The 18,305-nt window shown below is 55.4% G+C and carries 17 protein-coding genes; 10 read left to right on the forward strand and 7 right to left on the reverse strand.

What is annotated here, in order from left to right; translation table 11 throughout:
- From sapF to pdeR, 5 genes are all read left to right on the forward strand, one after another.
- Nucleotides 1-807 carry a putrescine export ABC transporter ATP-binding protein SapF gene (gene sapF / locus SIK69_RS19830; protein WP_319630141.1) on the forward strand — a complete coding sequence of 269 codons (807 nt, stop codon included), beginning with the start codon at nt 1-3 and terminating at the stop codon, nt 805-807.
- 121 nt (nt 808-928) lie between these two features.
- Nucleotides 929-1,717: an enoyl-ACP reductase FabI gene (gene fabI, locus SIK69_RS19835; RefSeq protein ID WP_319630140.1), complete on the forward strand. Its 789-nt coding sequence runs from the start codon at nt 929-931 to the stop codon at nt 1,715-1,717.
- 147 nt (nt 1,718-1,864) lie between these two features.
- On the forward strand, nt 1,865-3,010 hold the full coding sequence (locus tag SIK69_RS19840; protein ID WP_319786890.1) for a CMD domain-containing protein: 1,146 nt from the start codon (nt 1,865-1,867) through the stop codon (nt 3,008-3,010).
- Nucleotides 3,011-3,091: 81 nt separating this feature from the next.
- Nucleotides 3,092-5,029, forward strand: a complete 1,938-nt coding sequence (locus tag SIK69_RS19845) for an exoribonuclease II (RefSeq protein WP_319630138.1) — start codon at nt 3,092-3,094, stop codon at nt 5,027-5,029.
- Between the two features lie 196 nt (nt 5,030-5,225).
- Nucleotides 5,226-7,217: a cyclic di-GMP phosphodiesterase gene (gene pdeR / locus SIK69_RS19850; RefSeq protein WP_319630137.1), complete on the forward strand. Its 1,992-nt coding sequence runs from the start codon at nt 5,226-5,228 to the stop codon at nt 7,215-7,217.
- On the opposite strand, the gene SIK69_RS19855 is transcribed toward pdeR, so the two are convergent.
- Nucleotides 7,214-8,083: a crotonase/enoyl-CoA hydratase family protein gene (locus SIK69_RS19855; protein ID WP_319630136.1), complete on the reverse strand. Its 870-nt coding sequence runs from the start codon at nt 8,081-8,083 to the stop codon at nt 7,214-7,216. The two genes, pdeR and SIK69_RS19855, sit on opposite strands and share 4 nt — an antisense overlap.
- A gap of 190 nt (nt 8,084-8,273) precedes the next feature.
- Between SIK69_RS19855 and SIK69_RS19860 the strand changes: the two genes are divergently transcribed.
- The 3 genes from SIK69_RS19860 (at nt 8,274) to osmB (ending at nt 9,743) form a co-directional block, all read left to right on the forward strand.
- Nucleotides 8,274-8,456 carry a YciZ family protein gene (locus tag SIK69_RS19860; RefSeq protein WP_319630135.1) on the forward strand — a complete coding sequence of 61 codons (183 nt, stop codon included), beginning with the start codon at nt 8,274-8,276 and terminating at the stop codon, nt 8,454-8,456.
- A gap of 18 nt (nt 8,457-8,474) precedes the next feature.
- A complete protein-coding gene (gene yciT, locus SIK69_RS19865) occupies nt 8,475-9,224 on the forward strand; it encodes a DNA-binding transcriptional regulator YciT (RefSeq protein ID WP_319630134.1) in 750 nt (249 codons plus the stop codon).
- 300 nt (nt 9,225-9,524) lie between these two features.
- A complete protein-coding gene (gene osmB / locus SIK69_RS19870; protein ID WP_110507938.1) occupies nt 9,525-9,743 on the forward strand; it encodes an osmotically-inducible lipoprotein OsmB in 219 nt (72 codons plus the stop codon).
- 112 nt (nt 9,744-9,855) lie between these two features.
- On the opposite strand, the gene yciH is transcribed toward osmB, so the two are convergent.
- From yciH to pgpB, 5 genes are all read right to left on the reverse strand, one after another.
- Nucleotides 9,856-10,182, reverse strand: coding sequence for a stress response translation initiation inhibitor YciH (gene yciH / locus SIK69_RS19875; RefSeq protein ID WP_319630133.1), 327 nt, complete (start codon nt 10,180-10,182; stop codon nt 9,856-9,858).
- A complete protein-coding gene (gene pyrF, locus SIK69_RS19880) occupies nt 10,182-10,907 on the reverse strand; it encodes an orotidine-5'-phosphate decarboxylase (RefSeq protein WP_319630132.1) in 726 nt (241 codons plus the stop codon). Before pyrF ends, yciH begins: the two co-directional genes overlap by 1 nt.
- Before the next feature lie 192 nt (nt 10,908-11,099).
- Complete coding sequence (lapB, locus tag SIK69_RS19885; protein ID WP_319630131.1) at nt 11,100-12,269, reverse strand: lipopolysaccharide assembly protein LapB; 1,170 nt, start codon at nt 12,267-12,269, stop codon at nt 11,100-11,102.
- Nucleotides 12,270-12,275: 6 nt separating this feature from the next.
- The gene (locus SIK69_RS19890; RefSeq protein WP_319630130.1) at nt 12,276-12,584 is read right to left on the reverse strand and encodes a LapA family protein; all 309 of its coding nucleotides are present in this window, start codon (nt 12,582-12,584) and stop codon (nt 12,276-12,278) included.
- 151 nt (nt 12,585-12,735) lie between these two features.
- The gene (gene pgpB / locus SIK69_RS19895; protein ID WP_319786891.1) at nt 12,736-13,500 is read right to left on the reverse strand and encodes a phosphatidylglycerophosphatase B; all 765 of its coding nucleotides are present in this window, start codon (nt 13,498-13,500) and stop codon (nt 12,736-12,738) included.
- Nucleotides 13,501-13,679: 179 nt separating this feature from the next.
- Here pgpB and ribA point away from each other — a divergent pair, with 179 nt between their 5' ends.
- Both ribA and trpS read left to right on the forward strand, forming a co-directional pair.
- Nucleotides 13,680-14,270: a GTP cyclohydrolase II gene (gene ribA, locus SIK69_RS19900; RefSeq protein WP_319786892.1), complete on the forward strand. Its 591-nt coding sequence runs from the start codon at nt 13,680-13,682 to the stop codon at nt 14,268-14,270.
- A gap of 220 nt (nt 14,271-14,490) precedes the next feature.
- Nucleotides 14,491-15,510: a tryptophan--tRNA ligase gene (gene trpS, locus SIK69_RS19905; RefSeq protein WP_319786893.1), complete on the forward strand. Its 1,020-nt coding sequence runs from the start codon at nt 14,491-14,493 to the stop codon at nt 15,508-15,510.
- Between the two features lie 86 nt (nt 15,511-15,596).
- Here trpS and acnA read toward each other — a convergent pair whose 3' ends face one another.
- Complete coding sequence (gene acnA / locus SIK69_RS19910; protein ID WP_319786894.1) at nt 15,597-18,272, reverse strand: aconitate hydratase AcnA; 2,676 nt, start codon at nt 18,270-18,272, stop codon at nt 15,597-15,599.
- Nucleotides 18,273-18,305: the final 33 nt, after the last annotated feature.

Raw genomic sequence — 18,305 nt, forward strand, 5'->3', positions numbered from 1 at the left:
ATGGTCGAGACCCTGCTCGAAGTTCGCAATCTGAGTAAGACCTTTCGCTATCGTACCGGATTGTTCCATCGTCAGACGGTAGAGGCGGTGAAGCCGTTGAGTTTTACCCTGCGTGAACGTCAGACCCTGGCGATCATCGGTGAGAACGGCTCCGGTAAATCGACGCTGGCCAAAATGCTGGCGGGGATGATAGAACCGACGACCGGGGAACTGCTGATTGACGATCATCCGCTGGAATTCGGCGACTATTCGTTCCGTAGCCAGCGGATTCGAATGATTTTCCAGGATCCGTCGACTTCGCTTAATCCGCGTCAGCGTATCTCGCAAATCCTCGATTTCCCGCTGCGACTGAACACCGATTTGGATGCAGAGTCGCGGCGTAAGCAGATTATCGATACCCTGCGACTGGTCGGTTTGCTGCCGGATCACGTCAGCTATTATCCGCATATGCTGGCCCCGGGTCAGAAGCAGCGTCTGGGCCTCGCGCGCGCGCTGATCCTGCGCCCGAAGGTAATTGTCTGCGATGAAGCATTGGCTTCGCTGGATATGTCGATGCGTTCGCAGCTGATTAACCTGATGCTCGAATTGCAGGAAAAACAGGGCATTTCGTATATTTACGTGACCCAACATTTGGGGATGATGAAGCACATCAGCGATCAGGTGCTGGTGATGCATCAGGGCGAAGTCGTCGAACGCGGTAGCACCGCTGACGTGCTCTCTTCCCCGCTCCACGAGCTGACCCGACGCTTAATTGCCGGGCATTTTGGCGAAGCCTTGACCGCCGATGCGTGGCGCAAAGACCGCTAGAACCTGACCTAAGTGGTCGGATTAACGCTCTGCGCGACTCTATGCTAGAATCGCGACGTTTAACGACGGCCTGCCTATAATTGATGCAGCCGCTACAACAATGACATAAGGATTAAAAGCTATGGGTTTTCTTTCCGGTAAGCGCATTCTGGTAACTGGCGTTGCCAGCAAACTGTCCATCGCCTACGGTATCGCACAAGCTATGCACCGTGAAGGCGCTGAGCTGGCCTTCACCTACCAGAACGACAAGCTGAAAGGCCGTGTTGAAGAGTTTGCCGCGAACCTGGGTTCCAGCATTGTTCTGGAATGTGACGTTGCTCAGGACGAAAGCATCGATGCCCTGTTCACCGAACTGGGAAAAGTATGGCCGAAATTTGACGGCTTCGTACACTCCATCGGCTTCGCACCTGGCGATCAGCTGGACGGCGACTACGTTAACGCGGTAACCCGTGAAGGCTTCAAAATCGCACACGACATCAGCTCCTACAGCTTCGTGGCAATGGCAAAAGCCTGCCGTGAAATGCTGAACCCGGGTTCTGCGCTGCTGACCCTGTCCTATCTGGGCGCTGAGCGTGCGATTCCAAACTACAACGTAATGGGCCTGGCGAAAGCATCCCTGGAAGCTAACGTGCGCTACATGGCGAACGCAATGGGTCCAGAAGGCGTGCGTGTCAACGGTATCTCCGCAGGTCCAATCCGCACCCTGGCCGCGTCTGGAATCAAAGATTTCCGTAAAATGCTGGCTCACTGCGAAGCGGTAACCCCGATTCGTCGTACCGTGACTATCGAAGACGTCGGTAACAGCGCAGCGTTCCTGTGTTCTGACCTGTCTGCCGGTATCTCCGGTGAAGTCGTTCACGTTGACGGTGGTTTCAGCATCGCCGCAATGAACGAACTGGAACTGAAATAAGTTCTTTTTCCGCCCTGCACGCGCGGGGCGGAAATCCCGCCGTTATTCCACTCTGTTATTTGTTATCACGCTTCAATATTTTTACCTGCTCCCGCCTTACGTCAGGATAGCTATCCATAAACGATACGACGTCCTGAAGGAACTCCCATGGAGCAACGCCGCGCTCACGGCAAAAGCCATTGGTATCATGAAACGCAAGCGAGAAACCAGGCTGCCGATGTATTGCCGCTGGTTCCGGAAGCGGCCCACCATACAGACCGATTTTTACTGGATCTGACGCTGCCCCCGCACGTCGCTGCCGCAAGTCAGCCCTGGCTTGAGGTTTCCCGCCAGCTCGCTGAACAGCTTTTCCCTGATAACGTAAACGTCACGCGCCTGAATACCTTCAGTGCTTACGAACGCCTGAGCACCGCCCTCACCGTGGCGCAGGTTTTTGGCGTGCAGCGATTATGCAATCACTACGCGGCCCGTCTGGCCCCGCTGCCCGGCCCGGATTCGTCCCGCGAGAGCAATCATCGTTTAGCCCAAATCACGCAATACGCCCGTCAGTTGGCGAGTTCGCCGTCGGTTATCTGCGCCCAGTCGCGTCAGCAGCTGGATGCCGTGGGCCTGACCCCGCCAGACATTGTGCTGATCACCCAAATCGTCGGCTTCATCAGCTATCAGGCGCGGGTGATTGCCGCCGGACAAGCGCTGCAAGGGCTCCCGGTGAGGTGGATCCCCGGGATGCCGATGCAGGACGATGCACCATCCGCATTGTTCACCTCACCGTCCGGGGAATGGCAGCCCGGCCTGGACACAGTCGAAATCCGTCACGCCAGCGTGGAGCAGATGGACGCCCTCGCCCGATGTCTGGCTCAGCCAGCGTTAGAGAGTCTTGCTCCGCTGCTGGTGTGGGATGATGCGTTACTGGAGGGGCAACACGCGCTGCTGCACTCCTTGCCGGTCGACTCAATCCTCGCATCACTCGTGTCACTTCTCACCGCCCGCATCAATGGCAGCGTGAGCTGTTTTCAGCAAAACACTGCTGATGCCGACCTGAAAGCGGCGGCCCTGGAGGGCGAGCGCGCGTTACAGCGCTGGAGCACCGATAAGCCACTTCTCCCGGCATTGATTCAGGCCACGCAGCTAATGACCCGCGCCCCGGACCGCTTCAGCGCCGCGCAATTTACCCCCCTGACAGAGCAGGGTCTTTCGGGTGAACAGGCCTTTGCGCTGCTGGCATGGAGTGGCATCTGTGGGTGGCTCAATCGCCTGAAAATCGGCCTTGGCACGGTCTCTGCTGATGCGTAAAAGCCTTAAAGTTCGCTTGCTGCGACAGGCATATTCGCGTAAAACTGTCAGCCGCTCTTTAGGCCACGAAAATACATAATTATGCTTCAGGACAACCCGCTGCTTGCGCAGCTTAAACAGCAACTTCATTCCCAGACTCCTCGCGCTGAAGGGGTAGTCAAAGGCACCGAAAAAGGCTTTGGTTTTCTCGAAGTCGATGCCCAGAAAAGCTATTTCATCTCCCCTCCTCAGATGAAAAAAGTGATGCATGGCGATCGTATTATCGCCACCATCCATAGCGACAAAGGAAAAGAAAGCGCCGAACCAGAAGAACTGGTCGAGCCGTTTCTGACGCGTTTTGTTGGCCGTGTGCAGAAGAAGGACGATCGTCTGTCGATTGTGCCGGATCATCCTCTGCTCAGAGATGCCATCCAGTGCCGCCCTGTGCGCAGTCTGGAACACGATTTTAAAGAGGGTGACTGGGCCGTGGCAGAAATGCGCCGTCATCCGCTGAAAGGCGACCGCAGTTTCTACGCCGAACTCACCCACTTCATTACCTTCGGTGACGATCATTTCGTGCCGTGGTGGGTGACGCTGGCGCGCCATAATCTTGAGAAAGTCGCTCCGGACGGCGCGGCGACCGAGATGCTGGATGACGGTCTGGAACGTCGCGATCTAACCGCGCTGAACTTCGTCACCATCGACAGTGCCAGCACCGAAGATATGGACGATGCGCTGTTCGCCGAAGAAGCCGCAGACGGCAAACTGCATCTGACCGTTGCTATCGCCGATCCGACCGCGTGGATCAGCGAAGGCAGCAAGCTGGATAACGCCGCAAAAATCCGCGCGTTTACCAACTATCTGCCGGGCTTCAACATTCCGATGCTGCCACGTGAACTGTCTGACGATCTGTGCTCGCTGCGCCCCAATGAAGTGCGTCCAGTACTCGCCTGTCGCATGGTCATCGCTGCCGATGGCACCATCGAAGACAATATCGACTTCTTCGCTGCAACCATCGAATCGAAAGCCAAACTGGCCTACGACGATGTATCCAACTGGCTGGAAGGCAACGGCAACTGGCAGCCGCAGAATGACGCGATTGCTGATCAAATTAAGCTGCTGGAACGCATTTGCGGTCTGCGCGGAGAGTGGCGTCATAACCACGCCCTGGTGTTCAAAGATCGCCCTGACTACCGCTTCGTGCTGGGTGAGAAAGGCGAAGTGCTGAATATCGTCGCTGAGCCTCGCCGTATCGCCAACCGCATCGTTGAAGAGTCGATGATCGCCGCTAACATCTGTGCGGCCCGCGTGCTGCGCGATAAGCTCGGCTTCGGCATCTATAACGTGCATACCGGCTTTGATCCGGCGAAAACCGAACAGCTCTCCGAACTGATGAAGACCCACGATGTGCACGTCGATCCTCAGGAAGTGCTGACTCTGGAAGGCTTCTGCAAGCTGCGCCGCGAGCTCGATGCGATGCCAACCGGCTTCCTCGATAGCCGTATTCGTCGCTTCCAGTCCTTCGCGGAAATCAGCACCGAACCGGGCCCGCACTTCGGCCTGGGTCTTGACGCGTACGCCACCTGGACTTCGCCTATTCGTAAATACGGCGACATGGTGAACCATCGTCTGTTGAAAGCGATCATCAAAGGTGAAACCCCGCAACGTCCGCAGGATGATGCCACGATCCAGATGGCAGAACGCCGTCGTCTGAACCGCATGGCAGAACGCGACGTCGCCGACTGGTTGTATGCCCGCTTCCTGAGCGATAAAGCGGGCACCGATACCCGTTTCGCGGCAGAAATCATTGATATCACCCGGGGCGGTATGCGCGTGCGGCTGGTTGAAAATGGCGCGGTGGCGTTTATCCCGGCACCGTTCCTGCACGCCGTCCGTGATGAAATGGTCTGCAGCCAGGAGAACGGCACCGTGCAGATCAAAGGCGAAACCGTGTACAAAGTCACCGACGTGATTGACGTCACTATCGCCGAAGTGCGCATGGAAACCCGTAGCGTTATCGCGCGTCCGTTCCAGGCATAACACTTAAGGGCGGCTAATCCTTAGCTGGCCGCCCTTTTCTTCTCCCTACATGCGATATCCCCCACAATTTTTTTCCAGTTTCCCCCCACATTCCAGCAAAAGCGATCACAATAAAGTGGTGGATCACCGCTTAAAACAATAACCTGGCTGTGCTGGCTTTTATCAATGTTTGCGCTAATGGTGTTTGGGAGAAGACATGGCTGAGGAAACGGAGCAGAACCTACTTTATCGGTATCTGGGGACCACCAGTCCCTACTGGCGATTATCGGGTGACAGCAACGCGCTGCATCTGGCTGCCAGCGAGGAGACCGAAACAAGTCAGGTTGTGGCGCTAAGCGCAGAACAGGCAGACAGCATTCGCGAGATGACGGTGATCACCTCCAGCCTGACGCTAAGTCTGAGTCTTTACGGTAACACCGTGCCGGTGCATCTGGTGGGCCGCAAAATTAATAAGTCGCAATGGGCTGGCAGCGCCTCTGCCTGGGATGACACCGGATCCGTTGCCCGCGATTTAGTCCAGGGTCTTTCATTCGCCGAACAGGTGGTTTCCGAAGCCAATTCGGTAATCGTTATTCTCGACCGGCACGGCAATATTCAGCGCTTTAATCGTCTGAGCGAAGAATATACCGGGATGAAAGAGCAAGAGGTCATCGGGCAGAACGTTTTTAAGCTGTTCATGAGCCCGGCCGAAGCCGCCGCTTCCCGACGCAATATCAGCGGATTTTTTAAAAATGGCAGTTCGTATGAAGTCGAACGCTGGGTTAAAACCCGCAAAGGCCAGCGCCTGTTTTTGTTCCGTAATAAGTTCGTGCACAGCGGCAGCGGCAAAAATGAAATCTATTTAATCTGCTCCGGGACGGATATTACCGAGGAGCGCCGGGCGCAGGAACGCCTGCGGGTGCTGGCGAATACCGACACCATCACGGGTCTGCCCAATCGCAACGCCATCAACGACATGATCAGCGACGCGATTACCACCCGCGAGGATAATCAGGTCGGTATCGTGTACCTCGACCTTGATAACTTCAAAAAAGTGAACGATGCCTATGGGCATATGTTTGGCGATCAGCTGCTGCAATCGGTCGCCTTGTCGATTTTAAGCTGCCTGGAAGAAGGCCAGACCCTGGCGCGCCTCGGCGGCGATGAGTTCATCGTTTTGGCAACGCATACCTCCCAGGGTAGCCTGGAGGCGATGTCGTCCCGGATCCTGACCCGTTTGCGTGACCCGTTTCGTATTGGGCTGATTGAGGTCTACAGCGGCTGTTCCCTCGGTATTTCCCTCGCCCCCCAGCACGGCAACGATCGTGAAAGCCTGATCCGCAATGCTGACACCGCAATGTATACCGCTAAAGAAGGCGGTCGCGGCAAGTTCTGCGTGTTCTCGCCCGAGATGAACCAGCGGGTGTTTGAGTATCTGTGGCTCGACACCAACCTGCGTAAGGCCCTGGACAACAATCAGTTAGTTATCCATTACCAGCCGAAAATTACCTGGCGTGGCGAAGTGCGCAGCCTGGAAGCCCTGGTGCGTTGGGAATCGCCCGAACGTGGCCTGATCCCGCCGGGTGATTTTATCTCCTACGCCGAAGAATCCGGGCTGATTGTACCGCTCGGTCGCTGGGTGATGCTCGACGTGGTGCGTCAGGTGGCGTTGTGGCGCGACAAAGGGATTAACCTGCGTGTGGCGGTGAACGTCTCGGCCCGCCAGTTAGCGGATCAAACCATTTTCAGTGACCTCAAACAGGCGCTGCGGGATCTCAAGTTTGAGTATTGCCCTATCGATGTGGAGCTGACGGAAAGCTGTCTGATTGAGAATGAAGAGCTGGCGCACTCGGTGATTCAGCAGTTTAGTGCCCTCGGAGCCCAGGTGCATCTGGACGATTTCGGTACCGGCTACTCTTCCCTATCACAGCTGGCGCGTTTCCCGATTGATGCTATCAAGCTCGATCAGGTATTCGTCCGCGATGTGCATAAACAATCGGTCTCGCAATCGCTGGTCCGCGCGATTGTGGCGGTGGCGCAGGCGTTGAATTTACAGGTGATTGCCGAAGGGGTGGAGAGCGCAAAAGAAGACGCCTTTCTTACCAAGAATGGCGTCAACGAACGGCAGGGATTTTTATTTGCTAAGCCGATGCCCGCTGCCGTTTTCGAGCGCTGGCTTAAACGGCGTCAGACCCGCAAGCTGCGCTAACTGGCTTTACGCAGCGCAACCTGAGTATGCCGATTCTGTAGCATGACCAGACGTTCCATATAGGCAATGTCTTTCTCCTGGAGGCAGAACGCGGCCTCCACCCAATCCTCGGTGATGTCCATCAGCTCGCTTCTCGGCAGGGTTAACACCCGCTGACGCGCCCGTAGCATGGCACGCACGCCATTGAGCTTCGGCAGCAACGTGTCAATGAAAGTACGCGTTGCCACGTAACTGTCCCCCGGTTCAAACAACACATCCACCAGACCTCGCTGCTCGTGCCATTCCGCGGTATGCGCCTCGCCCCGGTAAATCAGCTGTTCGGCGAGCTTCATGCCCGATCGACGACTGACCAGCGAGTAGGCCCCCATGCCGGGGAAGAGATTAAACGCTATTTCCGGGAATCCCATTCTCGCATCGCGCTGAGCAAGGATGAAATGGTGCGCCAACGCCGCCTCAAAGCCGCCGCCCAGCGCACTGCCCTCAACCATCGCTATGCTGATAGCCCCGGTATCAAACGCTCTCGACGCCGCATGGACGCAATCGACGCAGGCGCGAGCGTAGGCGCGAAGCGCTTCCCGCCGCCCGTTGCGAATACATTCCACAAAAAAGCCCAGATCGCCGCCCGTGTTGTAGATCCCCGTGACCAGAGAGCCGGTGACCCAGAAATCAACGACAAACCCCTGCTGCTTTACCAGCCATGACAGGTTCATGATCTCTTCAATCAGCACATGGTTGAAGCACGGGCGCGGCTGGGCACGCAGCATCATCCAGACGGTGCGCCGCTCCTCCTCGTAGAAAGCAGAGAGTTGAGTGAATCGTTCAGTATCGGTGAACAGTTTACAGGTAGGCTGATTAATCACAGTCATAATCTAATCCTCATAGAAAAAAGCGCGTTGCGCGCCCCCTCAGACTAATCCAGCCCATTTGTCGCGGAAATGTAATGGTGGCAATTAATAATTTTATGTTATGTGTTTTTTCGGCAAACCATTTTCCGCTTCTCTTTTGCCGCCATTTTTTGCATCATTGATTTTTCTTACTTTTCTCTCAGGAAGGCCTATGTCAAACCTCGATGCGCGCCAGTTAGCTCAACGTGTTGATACCGTGCTGGATATTCTGGTAGCGGGTGACTATCACTCTGCGATTAACAATCTGGAAATTCTGAAGGCAGAGCTGTTGGCTCAGGCGTCCGGCGAGCAGGAACAGAATTCTGCTCAGCCGAAATCTCCCTGGGAAATTTAATAAAGCAGCGATCGTGATATGAACGCCCGACAACAATCTATTTTACAAATGGTGATCGACAAAGGCCGCATGAGCGTTGCCGATCTTGCCCTGATGACCGGTGTTTCAGAAGTGACCATTCGTCAGGATCTGAATCTGCTGGAAAAACAAAGTTATCTGCGCCGCACCCACGGTTTCGCCGTCCCGCTGGACAGCGAAGATGTCGAAACGCGCATGATGAACAATTTCTCGCTCAAGCGTGAACTTGCTGCCTATGCGGCCGGTCTGGTTAACCCTGGCGAGACGGTGTTTATCGAAAACGGTAGCAGCAACGCCCTTCTCGCGCGGGCGCTCGCGGAGCAGCCAGGCATAACCATCATTACCGTTAGCAGCTACATCGCCCATTTGCTGAAAGAGACGCCGGGGGAAGTCATTCTGCTGGGCGGCATCTATCAGAAGAAAAGCGAAAGTATGGTTGGGCCGTTAACCCGCCAGTACATCCAGCAGGTGCATTTCAGTAAAGCATTTATCGGTGTGGATGGATGGCAGAGCGACACCGGGTTTACCGGGCGCGATATGATGCGTGCTGATGTGGTGAGCGCGGTGCTGGACAAAGGCTGTGAAGCCATCGTCCTGAGTGACAGCTCGAAATTTGGCGCGGTTCATCCTTATCCGTTGGGCCTGACGAGCAAGTTTAATCGAGTCATCACCGATGACGGGCTGGCAGCCGAACAGCAGCAACAGCTGGAGCGTTCTGGCCTGACGGTAGACATCGTCAAACGTCCATAAACGTTACCCCCGCGTGCGGGGGGGATTTTTTTAACACCTTTTAACACGCGTTATTCTGTTTCACTCTTCAATATCCCGTCACATCTAGGACTGTTCTGACGCACCAATTAAGATTTTTTACCTGCCTGTTATCCCCCAACGACGTAAAATTAATGTTAGCGATATAACAGGAAGTGACTATCACTTGCGTGATTTAAGTAACCCCTGCGCAACCTGTTCCATGAATGCCGCACGGTTTTCCATTCCGGACTAAACTGAATGTAGGCACTTTCGTGGAGATATTATTCAGGAGAGAACTTTATGACTTCAATGAGCAAAAAAATGACTGCTGCCGTATTGGCTGCAACCTTGATCATGTCCCTTAGCGCATGTTCTAACTGGTCCAAACGCGACCGTAACACCGCTCTCGGGGCCGGTGCAGGTGCGATTGGCGGCGCAGTGCTGACGGATGGTAGTACCTTAGGTACTCTCGGCGGTGCAGCAGTCGGTGGTATTATTGGCCACCAGGTTGGTAAATAATTCCCTGACGGGGAATGATAAAAAAAATAATAGTCAGGTCTGACTTACGCACGATAAAAAAACAGGGCCACGCAATTGCGTGGCCCTTTTATTTAGGTCGATTATGCGACGGTTAACCACCGGCCAGTTTGACCTTCATACCTTTAGCTTCCAACAGCGATTTAATTAGGTCGCGTTTATCGCCCTGAATTTCAATCACGCCGTCTTTCACTGCCCCACCACATCCGCATTTTTTCTTCAGTTCGGCGGCAATTTTGGCCAGTTCGGTATCATCCAAATCAATGCCAGTCACCAGACACACACCCTTACCTTTACGGCCGCTGGTCTGGCGCTGAATACGCACAATGCCATCGCCTTTAGGGCGCTCGACGGCGGCTTTCGGCTCGTCAATGCGGCCACTATCAGTGGAGTACACCAGACGGCTGTTAGAATCGTTCATTAGGCCTCCTTCGTGAGAGACGCGTTAATTTGACGCAGGGTTTGTGCCGGATCGGCAGATTGAGTTACCGGCCGCCCGATAACCATATAATCAACGCCCGCCGCCTGCGCCTGTTCCGGGGTCATAATCCGCCGCTGATCGCCAGCATCACTTCCTGCCGGTCGAATGCCTGGTGTAACCAGTTTAAACGCCTGTCCGCGTTCCTGCTTGAAGCGCACCGCTTCCTGCGCGGAACAGACCACCCCGTCCAGACCGCAACGCTGGGTTAAAGCCGCCAGCTTCGCCGCGTGATCGGCCGGAGAAAGGGTAATCCCCAAATCCTGCAAATCACTGGCTTCCATGCTGGTCAGCACGGTGACCGCAATCAGCAGCGGCGCATCTTTGCCAAAGGGCAGCAGCGCTTCACGGGCCGCCGTCATCATCCGTGCCCCACCAGAGGCATGTACGTTGACCATCCACACGCCCAAATCGGCCGCAGCGGCGACCGCATGTGCCGTGGTGTTCGGAATGTCGTGGAATTTCAGATCGAGGAAGATATCGAACCCGCGCTGTTGCAGGTCACGAACCAACTGCGGCCCAAACAGGGTGAACATCTCTTTCCCGACTTTCAGACGGCAGTCGCGCGGGTCGATTCTGTCGACAAAGGCTAAGGCTTTATCACGATTATCATAATCAAGGGCAACGACTACGGGAGAGGAAGTAACAATACGGGATTCAGACGTCATGACCAGACCTTCTTGTTGTGGGCCGCAACCGGCGAAAAATCGGTAAACGGCGTGCATTCTACCTGTGAAGTGCTGAAATTGACAGGCTGGATTGGCCGGTTCCCGCCTGCCAGACTTAGGCGGGCACGATGCCACAGATGAGGTGTAAAAAGTCATAAGGATGTTGTAACTAATGCAGGCGTTTTTTAAAAATTACTGGCCGTCGAGGCCGCGGATAGGTTTGACCGTGGACCAGGCCCGGCAGGATGGACAGTGCCAATAGAGGGTGTACGCCGTGAAGCCGCATTTCTGGCAGCGATAGCGCGGTTTACTGCGGACCTGCTCACCTACCATGTCACGCAGCACCATCAGGCTGTCTTTCGCGCGCCCGGCTTCCGCTTCATTGAGGTGGTAGTCCATCAGTTTGTGGAACACGCGCATGGTCGGATGGCGTTGTAGCTGGCGCGTGACGTAGGTTTGCGCGGTATCAGCGCCTTCGCGCTGTTCCATAATTTGAGCCAGCATCAGCTCGGCAGTTGCTCCGGTGTTTTCTTCCACCGCACGTCTCAGGAAGTGTTCCCACTCCTCATCTTTACCGAGCTGCTGGTAGCAGGTTTGCAGCATTTCCAGGGTTTCACTGACCAGCTCGCGGTCCTGATCGATGACTTTTTGCAGCGATTCTACCGCTTTGGCATATTCGCCTTTGGCCATCAGCACCCGACCAATCATTATCGACACACGCGCGCTATTACGATCGGCGGCTGCGCCCTTTTTCAGGAACGTCATGGCTTTATCCATGTCGTCATTGCCCATCTGTTGCAGGGCCAGTTCGCACCAGAAATGGGCTATTTCAGGACGGTGTTTTTCTTTACCGAGTTTCACGAGACGTTCGGCCACCTCGATGGCTTTCTGCCAGTCGCTGGTCGCCTGATAAATCTGCAACAGCTGCTGGAGGGCACTCACGCGGAATTCGGTTTCATCCACCAGCTGGTTGAACATGTCTTCCGCACGGTCATACAAGCCCGCGGCCATGTAGTCACGGCCCAGCTGCTGCACGGCCAGCAGGCGCTGATCGTAGGTTAACGATGCGCTTTCCATTAAGGTCTGGTGAATGCGGATAGCGCGGTCAACTTCACCACGCGAGCGGAACAGGTTGCCGAGCGTCAGGTGCGCTTCGACGGTGCCGGTGTCCTCTTTAAGCATGTCGAGGAACAAGTCGACCGCTTTGTCCTGCTGATTGCTCAGCAGAAAGTTAACGCCCGCGACATAGTCACGGGAGAGGCGGTTCGCATCGTCCTGTTTGGACTGTTGTGCACTTCTGCGGCCCATATACCAGCCGTAAGCGGCAGCAACAGGCAAAAGCAGAAACAACAACTCCAGCATAGAAAGTTATTCCTTCACAGCCGGAACGACCGGCGCAGACGAAGCAGGGGTCGCCGGAGCAAGCTGTTGCTCGAGGCGTTTAATTTTGCGTTCAGCACGCATCAGCGAAACGCGGGTACGCAGCCAGAACATGCCGCAAATCAGCCAGCCGATGGCAAAGCCCGCAGCAAACAGTACCGCTAACAGGGTGGAGATCCGAAACTCCCCTTGCGCCAGCAAATAGTTGAAAGTGACCTGCTGATCGTTTTGTGCGCCGAGGGTGACGGAGATAACGAAAATCGCCAGCACCAGTAGGAAAATGAGTAAATATTTCACATTACTTCCCGTTATGTGGTTTATGTGAATAAATCATGTTCAGTCTTTCGCTTCCAGCCCTATAAAGTACCATCTTCGCCGCAACGGCGAAACTGGCAAGCGTGCTGCCCGCTAAGGATTTGTGGGTAGAAATGCCCTAAATCAACCTTCGTCACTCTTCAGACTCGCGGTTTCGGATTTCCCTTGCTTCTTCACCCGGTGGCGTCAATGGACCACAAAGCTTCTGGGCAAGCCAGGTGGCGACCGTGACTAACAACCAGGACATCAGGGTAGCGACCACCAGATCGCGCGGCCAGTGCATCCCCAGGAGCAGTCGACTGCCCATCACCGCCGTCGCCCAAACCAACAACACAACAAGGGTGACGGTGCGACGGCGCGGCCACAGCAGACCTACCCCCAGCAGCGCCCAACTTGCTGCAAACATGGTGTGGCCCGACGGAAACGCGAATCCAGTCTCTTTTTGCCAGTGTTGACGTAAAAATAGCGGTAAATCATTTCGGTCCGCCAGTTGGTGTTTCACCAAATGCGCGCGGTCCTTACGCTTTAAAGTGTAGAACTCCTCCACCGGCACCTGTTGCGTTTTTTCCAGCCAGATGACAAACGGTCTTGGCTCCTGCACGCGGTCTTTTACCCAGGATTTTGCCCCCTGGCCGATGAGGATGGCCCCGGCGAGGATCGCGAACAGGGTTAACGCTGCACGCAGGCGGAAGCGAAGGCACCACAAAAACCACGCGCAGAGAATGACATGCGTAATGATACCCCAGGGCTGGGTCACGGTTTCGGTTACCCAGTACAACACTTTCAGCCACCAGGCATTGTTCCCCGGCTGCCACGTCCAGCCGGAAATCCATACCGCAACCGGCATGATGAGTAACACCGCGGCTCCTGCCGTGGTTCGTCTGGCAATAGAAAGCATGGTCTCTCCTTTTTCCTTAAACATCACAATCATAACTGAAAAACGAAACTTCGTGAAAAGAGGTCGAATTGTGCGCTTAAGCAGCAGACAGCTGTCAGCCATTAGGTGAAGCCTGAGCGTTGTGGCAAAATAGCCGGAAACAGAAGGCACGAATATGCCGATATAATCTGGAGAATCACATGCAGCTTAAACGTGTGGCAGAAGCCAAACTGCCAACCCCCTGGGGCGACTTCCTGATGGTGGGCTTTGAAGAACTGGCAACCGGGCAGGATCACGTCGCCCTGGTGTTCGGCGATATATCCGGGAAAACGCCTGTCCTGGCGCGCGTGCATTCTGAATGTCTGACCGGTGATGCCCTGTTCAGCCTGCGCTGTGACTGTGGTTTCCAGTTGGAGGCAGCGCTGACACACATCGCCGAAGAGGGTCGCGGGATCCTGATGTATCACCGTCAGGAAGGTCGTAATATTGGCCTGCTGAATAAAATCCGCGCCTATGCGCTGCAAGATCAAGGATACGATACCGTCGAAGCGAACCATCAACTGGGTTTCGCGGCGGACGAGCGTGATTTCACTCTCTGTGCAGATATGTTCAAGCTGCTGGGCGTTGACGAAGTGCGTCTGCTGACCAACAACCCGAAAAAAGTCGAGATCCTCACCGAAGCCGGGATCAACATCGTTGAACGCGTGCCGCTGATTGTTGGCCGCAACCCGAAAAACGAACACTATCTTGATACCAAAGCCGCGAAGATGGGTCACCTGCTCGGCAACTAAATCCAGCGCGGTGCCTGCGGGTGCCGCACTGCATTGTGTCGAATCTCAATTTACGTTATTGTCAAACCATGAACAGCAATCGCATCTCCCTCACTTTGCGTTGGTGGCAGCCTTAATCAAGGCAGCCTGATATCCCCTACTCTTTTTTTACTCTCAGGCCGCCGGAAGGCGTCCACTCTGTCAGCAGAACCGTCTCCGGGGCCAAACACAGGAGCTTCTGATGACACACTCACCCTCTTCACAACACGTTATTTTGACCGGCGATCGTCCTACCGGGCAGCTGCATCTTGGCCATTACGCGGGATCTTTGCGCCAGCGCGTCGAACTACAGGCCTTGCACCCACAGTACATTCTGATCGCCGATTTACAGGGTCTGACCGATAATGGCTCGCAGCCGGAAAAAATCGCCCGTAACGTGCTGGAAGTGATGGCCGATTATCTGGCGGTGGGAATTGATCCACTGCGCACCACTATCTGTCTGCAATCGGCGCTACCCGCCCTGGCAGAGTTGACCATGCTGTACATGAACATCGTTACTGTCTCGCGGGTGAAACGTAACCCCACGGTAAAAAATGAGATCCAGCAGAAAGGCTTCTCCCGTTCTCTGCCTACCGGTTTCCTGGTCTATCCGATCAGTCAGGCGGCAGACATCACCGCGTTTGGTGCCGATCGGGTGCCGGTCGGCGACGACCAGTTGCCAATGATTGAGCAGACCAATGAGATTGTGCATAAGATGAACAGCCTGCTGGATGCGCCGGTGCTGCGCCATTGCACAGCGCTGCTAAGCGCCACCAGCCGCCTGCCGGGTATTGACGGCGCGGCCAAAATGTCGAAATCACTGGGCAATACGTTAACGCTTGCCGCCAGCGAAGAGGAGATTCATCGGGCGGTCAGCGCGATGTACACCGACCCGGGCCATCTGCGGATTAGCGACCCAGGTAAGATTGAAGGCAACGTCGTATTCACCTATCTCGATGCGTTCCATCCCGACCGCGATAAAGTCGCGGAAATGAAAGCGCACTATCAGCAAGGCGGCCTCGGCGACCGGCAGTGCAAGAACGAACTGGAGGAATGCCTGCAAACCCTGTTGGCCCCTGTACGTGAACGTCGTCAGAAGTATATCGCCGATAAAGAGATGCTGATGGGATTGCTGAAGCAAGGCAGTGAAAAGGCACATCAGCGCACGCAGGAAACGCTTGTGGCAGTTAAGCGCGGGTTGGGGTTACCGGTGATGTTCTGAGCGATGGTGTCAGGTGGCACTGCGTTTGCCAGACCTACAGTGGGATCCGTAGGCCTGGCAAGTGTGCGCCGCCGGGCGCTTTTACATTAACGAAGCATATTGCGAATCACATAATGTAGGATACCGTCGTTCTGGTAGTAAGTCAGTTCGGTGGCGGTATCAATCCGGCAACGACACTCAATCACTTCCTTTTTACCGTCGGCGCGCGTCAGGGTCACCGGCACGGTAGCCCCTGGTTTCAGACTTTGCAGATCGGCAATGTCTATCTGCTCTGCGCCCGTCAGCCCCAGCGTGTTGCGCGTTGTCCCCTGCGGGAACTCCAGCGGTAAAATGCCCATCCCGATCAGGTTCGAACGGTGAATACGCTCGAACGATTCGGAGATAACCACCCGGACACCCAGCAGACGTGGGCCTTTCGCTGCCCAGTCACGGCTCGATCCGGAACCGTACTCTTTCCCGGCGATCACCGCCAGCGGCGTGCCCTGTTCCTGATAACGCATGGCCGCATCGTAAATCGAAATGACTTCGGAACCCGGCAGATGGCGCGTCATGCCGCCTTCCACGCCCGGCACCATTTCATTGCGGATACGGATGTTGGCAAAAGTCCCGCGCATCATGACTTCATGGTTACCGCGTCTTGAACCGTAGGAGTTGAAATCGCGACGCTCAACGCCGTGGTTTTGCAGATAGCGCCCCGCCGGGCTGTCTGCTTTGATATTGCCCGCCGGAGAGATATGGTCGGTGGTAACGGAATCCCCCAGCATCGCCAAAATACGCGCCCCGCGAATATCTTGCACCGGATCCGGCTCTGCACCCATTTCGTCGAAGAACGGTGACAGACGGATGTAAGTGGAATCCTGCTGCCAACCGTAGGTATCCGATTTGTCGACCTGAATAGCTTTCCACTCCGGCGTGCCTTCAAAGACTTCGGCATACTCTTTGCGGAACATTTCGGTAGAGACTTCTTCTACCGCACGCGCAATCTCTTTCCCACTCGGCCAGATATCTTTCAGATACACCGGGTCGCCCTTTTGGTCGTGTCCCAGTGGATCAGTGAGCAGATTAATATTCATATTGCCCGCCAGCGCGTAGGCCACCACCAGCGGCGGCGAGGCCAGCCAGTTGGTTTTTACCAGCGGATGAATACGGCCTTCGAAGTTGCGGTTACCGGAGAGCACCGCCCCTACGGTCAAGTCACCTTTTTTAATCGCCGTTTCAATCGGGTCTGGCAGTGGACCCGAGTTACCGATACAGGTGGTACAGCCGTACCCCACCAGATTAAACCCCAGTTCATCGAGATACGGCGTCAGCTTAGCGTGTGCCAGATAATCCGACACCACTTTCGACCCCGGCGCTAATGAGGCTTTAACCCACGGTTGGCGAACCAGCCCCAGTTTAACGGCTTTTTTCGCCAGCAAACCGGCGGCCATCAATACGCTTGGGTTCGAGGTGTTGGTACAGGAGGTGATCGCCGCAATAACCACGGCCCCGTCGGGGAGCTGATACTGATGCCCGTTCAACGTATAGTCGACCGGATTACGGTCCTTTTGCGCGGTATTCAGTTCCAGTTCGGAACTCCGGGCGAAGGCTTTCGGCACATCGCCCAACGCCACGCGGTCCTGTGGACGTTTAGGCCCGGCCAGGCTGGCCTCTACCTCATCCATATCCAGTTCGAGGGTGCTGGTAAACACCGGTTCATCGCCAGTATTACGCCACATCCCCTGGGCTTTGGCGTAGGTTTCCACCAGTTCGAGTTGATCTTCACTGCGTCCACTGAGGCGCATGTATTCAAGGGTCACACCATCTATCGGGAAGAAGCCGCAGGTTGCGCCATATTCCGGTGCCATGTTGGCGATGGTTGCCCGATCTGCCAGCGGCAGCGTGTCCAGTCCGTCGCCGTAGAATTCGACAAATTTACCGACCACGCCATGCTTACGCAGCATCTGGGTGACGGTCAATACCAGGTCAGTGGCGGTGATCCCTTCGCGTAGTTTGCCGGTCAGTTTAAAACCGACGACATCCGGGATAAGCATTGAAACTGGCTGGCCGAGCATCGCCGCTTCCGCTTCAATCCCGCCGACACCCCAACCTAGCACGCCGAGGCCGTTGATCATGGTGGTATGGGAGTCGGTGCCGACTAAGGTATCCGGATAGGCAATCCACTCGCCATTTTGCAGTTCACTCCACACCGCTTTACCGAGATATTCCAGGTTGACCTGGTGGCAAATACCGGTGCCCGGCGGCACGACGCTAAAGCGACTGAACGCCTGTTGCCCCCACCGCAGGAACTCATAGCGTTCGTGGTTACGCTCCATTTCAAGGCGTACGTTTTCACCAAACGCGTCGTCATCACCAAAGTGATCGACGGTCACCGAGTGGTCAATCACCAGGTCCACGGGTGAGAGCGGATTGACCTTTGCGGTATCGCCACCGAGGCGTTTCACCGCCTCACGCATCGCCGCGAGATCAACCACGGCGGGCACACCGGTGAAATCCTGCATCAGGACGCGGGCAGGACGATAGGCAATTTCACGGTCAGCATGGGCATTTTTCAGCCACCCGGCCAGGGCGTGAATATCTTCTTCAGTAACGGAATCACCGTCCTGCCAACGCAGCAGATTTTCGAGCAGGACTTTGAGTGATTTAGGCAAACGGGTAAGATCGCCAAGGGTTTTGGCGGCCAGCGGCAGGCTATAATAGTGATACGTTTTGGCCTTGGCCTGTAGCGTGTCCTTACTGGCTTCTCGTAGGGTTGACGACATAGCTCCTCCTTTATGACAGGGATTGCGAGCCCT

Origin of the sequence: Scandinavium lactucae (assembly GCF_033843265.1) — a bacterium.
GTDB classification, from domain to species: domain Bacteria; phylum Pseudomonadota; class Gammaproteobacteria; order Enterobacterales; family Enterobacteriaceae; genus Scandinavium; species Scandinavium lactucae.